The organism is Phycisphaeraceae bacterium (assembly GCA_019636655.1).
GTDB lineage: Bacteria > Planctomycetota > Phycisphaerae > Phycisphaerales > UBA1924 > JAHBXB01.
In genome coordinates, this window is the sequence record JAHBXB010000001.1 from 875,434 (window position 1) to 886,706 (window position 11,273).

At 64.4% G+C, this 11,273-nt stretch carries 9 protein-coding genes and 1 tRNA gene; 4 read left to right on the plus strand and 6 right to left on the minus strand.

Going from position 1 to position 11,273, the window contains the following annotated elements; genetic code table 11:
* The first annotated feature begins 54 nt into the window (after positions 1-54).
* Complete coding sequence (locus KF745_03745; protein MBX3357521.1) at positions 55-807, plus strand: glucose 1-dehydrogenase; 753 nt, start codon at positions 55-57, stop codon at positions 805-807.
* Between the two features lie 30 nt (positions 808-837).
* Here KF745_03745 and KF745_03750 read toward each other — a convergent pair whose 3' ends face one another.
* The 3 genes from KF745_03750 to KF745_03760 all read right to left on the minus strand — a co-directional run bounded on the left by KF745_03750 (position 838) and on the right by KF745_03760 (position 2,592).
* Positions 838-1,572, minus strand: coding sequence for a hypothetical protein (locus KF745_03750; GenBank protein MBX3357522.1), 735 nt, complete (start codon positions 1,570-1,572; stop codon positions 838-840).
* A 101-nt stretch (positions 1,573-1,673) separates the two neighbouring features.
* Positions 1,674-2,180 (minus strand): SRPBCC domain-containing protein, encoded by a 507-nt coding sequence (locus tag KF745_03755; protein ID MBX3357523.1) that lies wholly within the window; start codon positions 2,178-2,180, stop codon positions 1,674-1,676.
* Between the two features lie 43 nt (positions 2,181-2,223).
* Positions 2,224-2,592, minus strand: coding sequence for a helix-turn-helix transcriptional regulator (locus KF745_03760; protein ID MBX3357524.1), 369 nt, complete (start codon positions 2,590-2,592; stop codon positions 2,224-2,226).
* Positions 2,593-2,863: 271 nt separating this feature from the next.
* Between KF745_03760 and KF745_03765 the strand changes: the two genes are divergently transcribed.
* Positions 2,864-3,406, plus strand: a complete 543-nt coding sequence (locus KF745_03765; GenBank protein MBX3357525.1) for a DUF1801 domain-containing protein — start codon at positions 2,864-2,866, stop codon at positions 3,404-3,406.
* Between the two features lie 207 nt (positions 3,407-3,613).
* Here KF745_03765 and KF745_03770 read toward each other — a convergent pair whose 3' ends face one another.
* Complete coding sequence (locus tag KF745_03770) at positions 3,614-4,447, minus strand: formylglycine-generating enzyme family protein (GenBank protein ID MBX3357526.1); 834 nt, start codon at positions 4,445-4,447, stop codon at positions 3,614-3,616.
* A 239-nt stretch (positions 4,448-4,686) separates the two neighbouring features.
* Between KF745_03770 and KF745_03775 the strand changes: the two genes are divergently transcribed.
* Both KF745_03775 and KF745_03780 read left to right on the plus strand, forming a co-directional pair.
* On the plus strand, positions 4,687-5,064 hold the full coding sequence (locus tag KF745_03775) for a VOC family protein (GenBank protein MBX3357527.1): 378 nt from the start codon (positions 4,687-4,689) through the stop codon (positions 5,062-5,064).
* A gap of 297 nt (positions 5,065-5,361) precedes the next feature.
* Positions 5,362-5,928 (plus strand): hypothetical protein, encoded by a 567-nt coding sequence (locus KF745_03780; GenBank protein ID MBX3357528.1) that lies wholly within the window; start codon positions 5,362-5,364, stop codon positions 5,926-5,928.
* 76 nt (positions 5,929-6,004) lie between these two features.
* Here KF745_03780 and KF745_03785 read toward each other — a convergent pair.
* Positions 6,005-6,078: transfer RNA gene (locus KF745_03785), tRNA-Pro, on the minus strand.
* Between the two features lie 129 nt (positions 6,079-6,207).
* On the minus strand, positions 6,208-11,265 hold the full coding sequence (locus KF745_03790) for a hypothetical protein (GenBank protein ID MBX3357529.1): 5,058 nt from the start codon (positions 11,263-11,265) through the stop codon (positions 6,208-6,210).
* Positions 11,266-11,273: the final 8 nt, after the last annotated feature.

Here is an 11,273-nt window from a genome sequence, read left to right on the forward strand (position 1 = left end):
TAGATCAGTCCGACTGGCCGCGCCAAGCGCGGAGGTCACCACTGGAGATCGAACATGTCGAAGCGACTTGAAGGCAAGGTTGCGGTCGTGACCGGGGCATCAAAGGGCATCGGCGCCGAGATCGCGCGGCACATGGGCCGCGAGGGGGCCGCGGTCATCGTCAACTATGCATCGAGCAAGGAGGGAGCCGACCGAGTGGTCGCGGACATCGTCAAGGGCGGCGGCCGCGCCGTGGCGGTGAAGGCCAATGTCGCCGATCCGGCCGACATCGAGCGACTCTTCGCGGAGACCCGGAAGGCGTTCGGGCGGCTGGACGTGCTGGTCAACAACGCGGGCGTGTACGAGTTCCTCCCGCTTGAGGACGTGACGCCCGAGCACTTCCACCGGATGTACGACCTGAACGTCTTGGGGCTCGTCCTGACCACCCAACACGCCGTCAAGCACTTCGGCCCCGAGGGCGGGAGCATCGTGAACATCAGTTCGGTCGCCTCCACCGCGGCGCCGGCGACGGGCTCGCTGTACAGCGGGACCAAGGCCGCCGTGGACGCGATCACGAAGTCGCTGGCCAAGGAACTCGGGCCCCGGAAGATCCGCGTGAATGCCGTCAATCCGGGAATGGTCGAGACCGAGGGAACGCACACTACAGGAATCACCTCGAGCGACTTCCGCACGCAGATCGAGGCAATGACCCCGCTCGGCCGGATCGGTCAGCCCGCCGACATCTCACCCGCGGTCATCTTCTTCGCCTCATCGGACTCCGGGTGGTTGACGGGCGAGACGCTGTTCATCGCCGGCGGCTACCGATAGGCGTTGCGGCGCTCGGCGTGCACACACGGGTTATCTCGCGGACGGCACGCCGAGCGTTTCCCGATACACCTGGTCAAGGTCAAGGAGGGCCTTCTCGCAGTCGCCGGCGAATGAACTCCCGTGCATGGTCGCCAGGACACGGGGCTTGAGCGCTGCGAGGCCCTCCAGGAGCGGCCGGGTGTTACGCGTGTACGGTGTATAGTCCATCAACGGCCCCTGCTGGAAGTCGACGATCGCCTGGCGAGCGCGGCCGAGGATGTCCGACTCGGTCAGGGCCTCTACGTCGCCGTTGTGGGTGAACAGGTCGGAACAGAAGAGGATCCGCTGCGTCTCTTCGAAGAGCACGCCGGCGTCCCAGCCGTGCGGCAGGTGCGGCGTCGGGCGGTAGCGGAAGCTCAGGGCGCCGGTGCTGAACGATTCCTCGGCGTTCAGGGCTCTGGGCGGGCGGTCGGCGAAGTCGGTCAGGTTCACGAGCGAACCGACGACCCCCGAGACCGCCTGAGCGCGGGGGGCGACCCTGAGCCAGTCGTTGAGCGACCCGCACTCGTCCACCTCGAAATGGCTGAAGCCGATCCAGCGGAGCGTGGCCGGATCGATGACCCGCTTCACCGCCTCCAGCACCTCGGGGAACATGCGCCGCATGCCGGTGTGGTAGAGCAGCGGCTCATCGTCAACCACCAGGAAGTGGTTGAACTGCAGGTTGATCTCCGGCCAGAGGATGCTGATGCGATGAACGTTGGACGATATCTCGGTGATCACGGCCATGTGGACTCCTCGACTCGGCCGACATCAGGATGGTTGAGCCAGCACCCGGAACGGTAGGCCTCGCCGTGCCCAGATCGGGTGGCATATGAAGCCAACGTGTCCTACGCAGGCTGAGCGAGCACCGCATCGAGCTGCTGGTACCCGGCCTCCATCCCCTCATCCATGCCGGAAGCGAGGGCGCTGTCGCGGGCGTCCTTTGAGTCGTATGTCTGCGTGATGCGCATCATGGTGACCCCGCCCCCACTCACCTCCGCAAACTCGTGCGTCTCTACCAGCCTGCCGATTGTCTCGCCGGAGGCCAGCACCATCTCTTCGGTGTGCACGATCCGCTCGTGCGGGGCCACCTCGGTGAAGACCCCCCGGAGCGTCATGACCGGATCAGTGTCAGTGCTCTTCCACAACAGCCTCAGCGTGCCGCCCACACGGGCCTCGACCTCGCAGACCGTCAACGTCCACCCCGGGGGAGGCAGCATCCAGCGGCGCATCCGATCCGGTGTGAACATGGCCTCCCACACGAGCCGGCGCGGGGCGTTGAACGTACGGGTCAGGACAATGGTGGTGTCGGTCGGCGTGGAGACGTGCAGGCCCTGTGGAGTGCTCGGGTGCATAAGCCGGTCCTTGTCATGGCACGGAGGTGCGGGGGGGAGGGGGTCAGCGGCGGCGGGAGCGGGATTGCTCCTCAGACTTCATCTCATCCAGCAGCCCATCAAGGGCTTGAAAGCGAGCCTCCCAGTTCCGGCGGAACTGCTCGGTCCAGATCATCGCATCTCGGAGCGGCTCCGCACGCAGGCGGCACAGGTGCTGCCGCCCTGCGACGCGGCGGCGCACAAGCCGGGCCCGCTCCAGCACACGCACGTGCTTGGTCGCGGCGGGAAAGGTCATCCTCAGGGGCGAGGCGAGCTCGGTGAGGTTTCGCTCCCCGCCCCCACCACCGGCGAGCTGCCGGATGATCGCGCGCCGGGCCGGGTGGGCCAGGGCGTGGAAAACGAGGTCGAGCCTGGGAGACCGATCTGATACCATATGGATTACTATACCAAGTGGTATGACGACGTCTACCCCCCTCTTCTCCCCACAACCCACCTTCGTGCCGGATTGATCTGGCGTCGAGCTCACGCAGTGTGGAAGGGGCTGTCGCTGAACCGCGGCCGACTTTGCTCTCCAGGGATGGAGGTACCGAAGGAAGGGCTTCCTTCCTCTGGCATTAGTGCTCTCTCCCCCGCTCGATCCTCCCTCGTAATTGCTTTGTGCTTCTGTCGTTCTCACCATACACTTGTTCGTCACAACCCCTATCATGAAGAGCACAGCCACCACCGTTGCGGCATACCTGGATTCGCTCCCGCCTGATCGCCGGGAGGCGCTTCTGGCGGTGCGCCGGGTGATCCTCGACAACCTCGACGACGACCTCCAGGAGTGCGTGCGGTACGGTGTGATCGGCTATTGCGTGCCGCACCGCATCTACCCGCCCGGCCACCACACCCGCCCGGAACTCCCGCTGATGTACATGGGCCTGTCGTCGCAGAAGAACGACATGGTTGTCTACGTGCTGTTCCTGCTCCACAACACGCCTATGCGGGAGTGGTTCGACAAGGCGTGGAAGAAGGCAGGGGTGGGGAAGAAGCTCCACTTGGAGGTGAGCGGAGCCGGGTGCTGCCTGCGGTTCAAGAAAGTCAAAGACCTCTCGCTCGACGTAATCGGCGAAGCGATGCGCCACATGCCCGTGAAGAAATACCTTGAGGACCACGCCGCCATGCTGACGCGGCTGCGGCGGAAGCCGTCCGCAAAGGGCAAAAAGACGGGGGCCGGAAGGGCCGCGAAGGCGAAGAAATCAAGGTGAGAGGATTGCACTTCGAAGAGTCATCTCACCATCGCTTCGCGATGTGCCGGACCGATGACGTCCGGCGCCGCTCTGCTTTGCAATCAGGGTGGTAGTACGCCAAGAGAGTTCTTTCTGACGGACTGAGGGCATGGAAGCCTGAAATCCGCGCTTTGCTCGCCCGAGACGCCTCGAAGACTGCGTGAAAGAACACAGCATGAAGCGTGGTCACCGCTGAACGGCTACAACACGAAAACCGATATGATCATAACCTCGTTCAGGTTCGTAACGCAACCGAAGCGCCGAGCGGCAGAACATGCCGTCATCGTTCCAGGCGCCGCCGCGGCGCACACGGGAGAAGGTGCCGTCACGGTTCTTCGTGGCTGTCGCTTTCGCGTCATACAGGTCCGGGTCGGCTCCACCAGGAAGCTTGGTGTGATACCAGTCGCGGCACCACTCGAACGTGTTGCCGTGCATGTCGCAAAGCCCCCACGGATTGGCGGGGTATTGGCCGACTCTCGCAGCCTTGCCCAGCGACGGCCCACGCTCGGCGCCGTTATATGGCTTGCCCTTGAAGTTCGCCTGCTTGTTGCTCAACGAGTTGCCAAACGCGGTGGCCGTCGTCGTGCCCGCCCGGCAGGCGTATTCCCACTGCGCTTCGGTCGGCAGACGAAACTCCCACTCGCTTGGCAGATCTCCTGACTTGTGCCCAAGATCGGTGAGTTTCTGACAGAACGCCCCCGCCTCCGCAAAGTTGACATTCCCCACGGGAAGGTTGTCGTCCTCCGGCAGTTCTGCCGTGAACCTGCCCGGCAGCTTGCCGACGATGTGTTTCCACTGACCTTGCGTCGTCTCGCATTTCGCAGTCCAGAACCCTTTGCTGAGCGTGACCTCGACATGATCCTCGTCGGAGCGCCGTTCCGGTTCGCTTGCGGGACTCCCCATCATGAACTTGCCGGGAGGACACCAGCACAGTTTGATTCCCGCAATCTCGCGCTGGTCTCCTGCCGTTGCGCCGTGGAAGGACGAAGAAATCGCCTCTTTGGGCGAATCGTCAGCCACTGCCACCGTCTCCGCAGGTTGACATCCAACAGCACTACAAACAAGCGGGACAAAGAACCAACCTCGTCTTGAGAGACCCATGACGATACCTCCGAACCAAGGGTATCGGGTAACATTTCTCATGGGCAACACCCCTGACGGCTCGCGCGCCGCTCGCAACTCCAGAGCGTTTCTGGGGTGTTTGATGGATTATCTCATTGCGATTACGCGGATCTCGAGCCTGAGTGTCGGAGAAAGCAGTGACACAGACTATTTACGGGTGGTATGCGCGCCCGGTGCTCTTTGTTGCCGACTTGAACCGCTCGCTTCATTTCTACGTCGACATGCTTGGCTTCTGGAAGAAATGGCATGAAGACGACGGCGAAGGCGCTGTCTGTCAGGTCAATCGCGGGGATTGCGAGATCATACTCTGCCAGGATGGCGCACGCAGAGACAAATCGCGTTTCTTTGTCGAGCTGAATGTAGACGAACTCGCAGAACTTCGCCGACTTCTCGTTGAGCGTTCCGTTCCCAGCAAGCAGACCTGGTGGGGGTACGACTCGATCCAGATCGACGATCCCGATGGCAACGAATGGCTCTTTCCGATCGAGGGGAATAGCCCTGCAAAAAACGTCTGAGCAACCGTCGGAGGTGATCGCCAAGATCCGCGTGAGCCGCTGTGTCCTTGTTCGCGACATTCCCTATCGAGCAGCAGATGGCCGGCTCAAGCACAAACCCTGGTGTTCCTAAAAAAGAACTCGCCCGCTGATCGAAGGTCTTTCTCGAAAGTCAATCAGGGTGACAGTACGCCGGCTGAACTCTTCTTGGTGAGCGTTAGGGCCTTGGAGCCGGCGAATCACCAATAGATCGGTCAGGTGCGTGAGAACTCTACCTGAGCGATACGATCGAAGCGATCGCGAACACGGAGAAGCCCCATGCCAAACGCCTTTGGTCCGGTTCTGCTCGGTGCAGTCATGGGATGGATGCTCTACTACTTTGTCCGAATGTACCGGATCTTCAGCCCAAAGACGCTTGCCGCAACGTTGGTCGCATTTGGAGGTGGTCCTGCAATTGAAGCTTTGTCGTCGCTGCTCAAGGCCTCATCATCCTCGGAAAGCGGTTATGCGCTCTGGTATGCAGTCGGTGTGGGCGCTGGCTTTTTCTCATACGCAACTTGGGCGGGTGTGATCACCTTGCTCTATGTCTTCGGGCGCATTCCGAGTTTTCCAAAGTTCCGTATCGCGATTGCATGTGGCGCGGGCCTCGATGACGAGCTTCGCCAAGTTGAAGGAATAATGGAACTCGAAGACCTCCTCGGTCGCTGGGCCAAGGGAGAAGAAAGCGACGATTCGATCAAGCGCCAACTTCCTGCGATCACGCTGACCCAACGAGAATACTGGAAATTGCGGCGGTCAAGAGATCGTCTGGATTGCGATAAGGCAATTCTTGATCGTTTCGAAACAGAGGGCCTAGCTTCGCTGCTCCCGCTCAAGGCGACGTAGGTAACTACCCACTGGTTTCCACCAGGACAAATGAGTACGCCCCGAGTCATGGACTCGCGAACGCTCAAATCGTCAATCAGGGTGAGAGGATTTGAACCTCCGGCCTTCTGGACCCAAACCAGACGCTCTACCAAACTGAGCTACACCCTGGGATCGAGAGAGTGTACGCCCGTGCCACGAGGTCGGGGAGAGCGGGCGGGGGGAACCGGATTTGCGCCGGGGCCGGGAGCCTCGCCGCGGTGCCCCCGCGCGAGAGGAGCCGGGGGGCGCGGGGGCGGATTACATCGGGACTTCCTTGAGCAGCAGGATCCGCGGCTTGTCGGCGCGGGACCGGACGTTCGAGCGGTCGACGACCATCACGTAGCGGCGCTGGATGCTGGGCACCATCGGCTCGTTGTCGGAGAGGCCCTCGACGTCCGACGGCAGGTAGCCCTGGATCACGAACCAGCAGACAAAGACGTCGCTGCGCACCGTGAGCGTGTTGAGCACGGCGTTGGCGATGGTGAGTTTCTCTTCGTAGTCGTCCGCGATGGCGTTGGGGGCGCGGGTGGCCGGGAGGGAGGCGCCGACCGGGTAGGTCGTGCTGTCCAGGCCGTTGAGCAGGTTGGTCGTGGGCGGGGTGCCCGGGTTCGTGGGGGGATCGAACGCAGAGAAGGTCAGGAAGTCGCGGGAGAAGCGGTCGATGGAGACGTCCCTGAACTCCCGCGGCGTGTTTGGCGTGCCCGCGGCGCCGCCCTGGGGGGCGTACCGCATCGTGGCGCAGAGGATCTCGCCCGGGGTGACGAAGCCGCGGTCCTCGCGGAGGCCGGGCAGGTCGTTCTGGACCTGGCGGACGTTGCGCACGCCGCCGGGCGGGATGGTGACGCTGCCGGGGGCAGCGGTGTAGTTGGTGGCGAAGTCGATGAGCAACTCGCTGTTCGCCGCGGTTGTCGGCCGGGTCCAGACCTTGGAGAGGTCTCGGTAGGCCATCAGCGTCGCGGCAACGTCGTACACTTCGGTTGCAGGATCGTACAGCGGCTGGTTGAGGACGCCCGGCGAATAGCCCGGGACTTCCCACATCGGCTGCATCAAGTTGGTGTTGATGGTCGTCCAGGAGTCCTTGAGGGGCGCAACGAGCGGCAGGGACCGCAGGACGAAGAGCGGCGCGGTGTTGACGTTGATGGTGCCGTTGATGCGGGAACCCAGAGCACCGTAGTCGAGGCCGTTGAACTGCTCGACCACGCTCAGAGCCGCGGGGATGCCGGGGACGCGGGGGATATCCAGGTCCGGACGAGCAAGGTCGATGTCGGGCATGCCCGAGCCACCGAGCTGGACCTGACCGTCGCCGTTGTAGAACGGCACGAAGGCATTGAGGCGCAACTGACCGCGATCGGCGATGTACAGGCCGAAGCGGTCGTAGTTGGCCAGGAAGTTGGCATCAACCCCCGGCTGGCTCGGCGTGCCGGCACCCGAGGCCGCGGGCGTGTCGTAATCCAGACCAAGGGCGAGGGCCTCGCTGGTGGCGTGCCACTGGCGATTGATGGCCGCGATGTCGGTGAAGGCGGGGAACGTCGGCGTGGCGTTGGCATCGGGCTCCCACCAGGGGCCGATGATCATCGGGAGCAGCGTCTCGCCGACGCGGATCGTGGAGTACTGGACGCCGGTGTCGGTGTCGGTGAAGCCGTTGCGGAGGAAGACCTGCGGGTACATCTCGCTCCACTGCCGGCGGGGGTTGGCCTGCGGGTCGAAGGGGACACCGGGAGCGGGAAGCGGCTCGCCGCCGGAGGCACTGCGGTTGCCACTGGGGGGCATGTCGGTGTTGAGGCCGATGGAGACGGGCGCGGTCGTCACGGCCGTCTGGTTTTCCGGTCGGGTCCTGATTGAGGGCTTGATGATCTCGGTTTGATTAGCCAAGGCCTTGGCGATGGTCTCATCGCCATCTGTGCCGGTGCCAAAGTGGCGCTGATAGTCAATGGTGTTGGGATTGTCGATCGACTTGGTCGCGAGGTTCAGGCTTCCCCAGAGCGTGCCGCCGCCGGTCTGGTCGCGGGCTTCGAGGCAGTAGGCGGGGATGGCGCCCAGTGGGATCGTGGGCGTGGCGCCGGCACGGGGGTCCCGGGGCCGGCGGATGCTGCCCCACATCGTGATAGCGATGCCGGTGTTCTGATCGATATCACCCGAGCTCGCGCCGGGAAGTCGCGGATCCACACCAGCGACGGCGTTGGTGACAGTGACGAACGTCTGTGACTGATCGAACCGCTGATCCAGGGCCGGGCGCGTGACGTTAGCCGGCGAGGGATCGCGCAGCCGGTCGGCGAGCATCAGGTTCTGCATCGTCGTAGCGCCGCCGCCATCGAGTTTGCGCCAGAGGAGCACAGCCTTGTTGCGCGCCGAGCCGTTGACCGGGTCACTGCTCAGAATGTCCTGGACGTCGGTCGCGGGCACAGGCGTCTGGGTCAATGTCGTGCGGTTCGTCAGTTCGATCACCTTGTCGCCGCCGGCGGAGGTGCCCAACTGGCGGTCGCGCCAGGCGGTGAAGTCCGGTGTGGTGCCACTGACGCCAGCCATGGCGCGGCGGACTCGGGAATCGAGGACGCCGACGTCGCCGGGGTTGGTGGCGTAGAGGATGGCCGTCTTTCCCGGGCTGAGGATCGTGCCCCCCGTTGCGGCGGTGGGGACCGACCACATGCTGTCACCGAACTGCACGATGTAGTCGCTCAGGTCGACCGCGTAGCCAAAGGGGTTGTGGACCTGGAACGCGACCATCTGGAAGATGAAGTCCGGGTTCCCGGCGCTGACCTTGGTCCCGATGGTGACCTCGCCCCTGCCAATATCGTCTGCGGGGTCAACCTGACCGGGAACGGCCCCATTGTCGGTCCACGACCAGTTCTCTTCCAACTCGAAGTTGGCCACTGCCGCCGGCGCAGTGTCGCAGTAGACGATGTACGATGCGACCTGTGTCAGGAACGGCTGGGCCTCCATCCCGAAGACGCGGATCGAAGGAGGCTGCGTCGCGGGGTTCGGGTTCAGCTTGAGCCGCCCACGTTCGATGCCATCAAGATCCAGAGTCAAGCGGCTCGCTGGACCACCCGTGGCGGTGGCGCCACCGGAGTACAAGAGCAGGTCTGCCGTGGTCGGTTGCTCGGCGCTGTACAGGTCGGGGGCGGTAGGCGCGCCGGGGTCCTTGAGGTCGAACGCATCGATCAGGTTCACGGTCTGGAACCCGGCGCAGCGGAGAGCGAGTTCCGGGCCGCGCCAGCCGTAGAAGAGGCTCTGTCGCTTCACAAACTCAGGGTCGGTGCGGTTCCAGGCAAAGTTATCGTTGGAGTCACGCAGCAGGGCATCGGAATAGGCGCGGAAGAGAAGGTTGACATTCGCAGCGTTCACCGCGCGGAGGGCTTCTGGCAGGTTCACCCGCAGGTCCTGGACGCCCAGCGGCGTATCGATCGACTCATTCGCGCCGAGCAGGCGGGACCGGATCGGCGCGGCGCCGGACTCGGGGGTGATCAGCCCCCGGACATCCGCGGCGACCTGCCTCATGGCGCTGTCGCTGGGGAGACCGCGGTCGAGGTTCTGGCTCTCGGCGGCGATGTTCTCGATGCGGTTCTCGCGCTCGTACTCGGTGGGCCGGGGGCTGCGGAGCGGGTCGTAAGCCTGGAACCCATCGGCGCGGCCGGCGGTGATCTGCTCGAGGCGGGAGAGGGTGCCGGGGTCGTTGCTGCCGCGGAAGGTGAAGAGTTCGAGGGCGTCGCCAAGGTCGGCGCCGAAGCCATACTGGACGGATCCGCCCGCCGCGGGGTCGTAGCGCCCGCCCGCGGGGTTGGCGCCGAACTGGCGGTATTGCCGCCCTCGCTCGGCGGGCTTGAGCATCTTGTAGCCAACGGGCGTGTAGACCACATCCGAGAGGGGAGGCAGGCCATGTTCCAGCGACTCCCAGAGGGCGGTAAAGGCCGCGAGACCCACAGCGTCGGCCTGGGCCGGGTCGTAGCGGTTGTAGTTACCGACTGGCTGGGGAATGATCCCGGTGGGATAGTTGGGGATCAGGTCGTACGCGAAGTTGAACGCATCGGTGGCGTCGGCGAGTCGGAGCAGACGCTCGACATCGACATCGGATGGGTAAAGACCGGCCGGGTAGTGCTCATCCGGCCGCGAATCCTGGCCGGGGTTGCTGAACTGCAGGGCGGTGTTGATGTTCACCATGCTCGAGGCATCAATGATCCTCGCGGCGATGAAGAGCCTCGCGGGGCCCTGGTTCTGCAGGATCGGGAGCCCCGCCGGGAGGTTGCCCACACCGCCGTTGGTGACCAGTTCGAACCAGCGGGAATCGAAGAAGCCGTCGCCATCGGTATCGGCGTACTGGTAGGGCAGGTAGTAGAGGCTGCCGGGGCCCTTGGTCGCGAGGTCAATGCCGGCACCGGGAACTCGCGGAAGCTGGTTCGCCGGGCGGAAGAGCCATCGCTGGTAGTCCGTCCAGTGGGCGGGCACGTTGAGGTCGGCGCGGTTGCCGGCGCCGAAGACCGCCGGAAGGGGTTGGCGGTTGCTGACGAGGGTTTCCGTGATCCGTCCGGCCGCGTCGAAGAGCGTGAGGCCCCAACCGGTGCCGGCGGAGCGCATCGCCGGATCCGCCGCGCCCGGGTTCGGGGGCGTGATGCCGGACGAGGCGTGGAAGTTCCCGTTGGGGTTTTCCTCCGTCGGGCGGAGGGTGCCGATGTTGGCGAATCCGCCGTCGGGCGAGATGTTCGTGATGGTCAGGTCGTGGAAGTCGCGGTAGGCATCGGTGGCGCTGGCCGGGCCGTCGATCGAGTACGGGAGCGTGGTGGAAAGCCAGGGGTCGTAGCCTTCGCCGGCCGCGTTGAAGGGCGTGGCCCAATCGGCGTTCCCCGTTTGCGGGACCTTGCGTACGACGACCTGATGGCCTCGCTTGTCGATGGTGTCGCGCAGGGTGCTCAAGGTGGCGGGGAGGCCGGCGGAGGAGGCCACGCCAATGGCGGGGCGGGTCTGCGCGGTTCCGGGGATGTCCCATGACTCGCGCACCCGGCGCGGCGTCGCGAGGTCCGCCGGTGAGTTGCCGGAGATGAGCCGCTTCTCGACGGCCGGGACGAAGAGGTCGTCGCGGAGGACCGAGTTGATATAGGCGACGATGGCGTCGCGCTGGTCCGTGATCCGGGCGTCCCTCGCCATGGTGGCGGAGTTGCGCCGGTCGGCCTGGCCGATGGCGACGTAGGTCACCGCGACGATGGACAGCAGCGCGAGCACACCGACGACCAGGAGCAGGATGGTGCCCCGCTCATGCCTGCCGTATCGAGAGCCGCCCCAGGTGTTCCGGGCGATCCGGTTGTTGCTGCTGGTGCCTTGCATGATCCGCA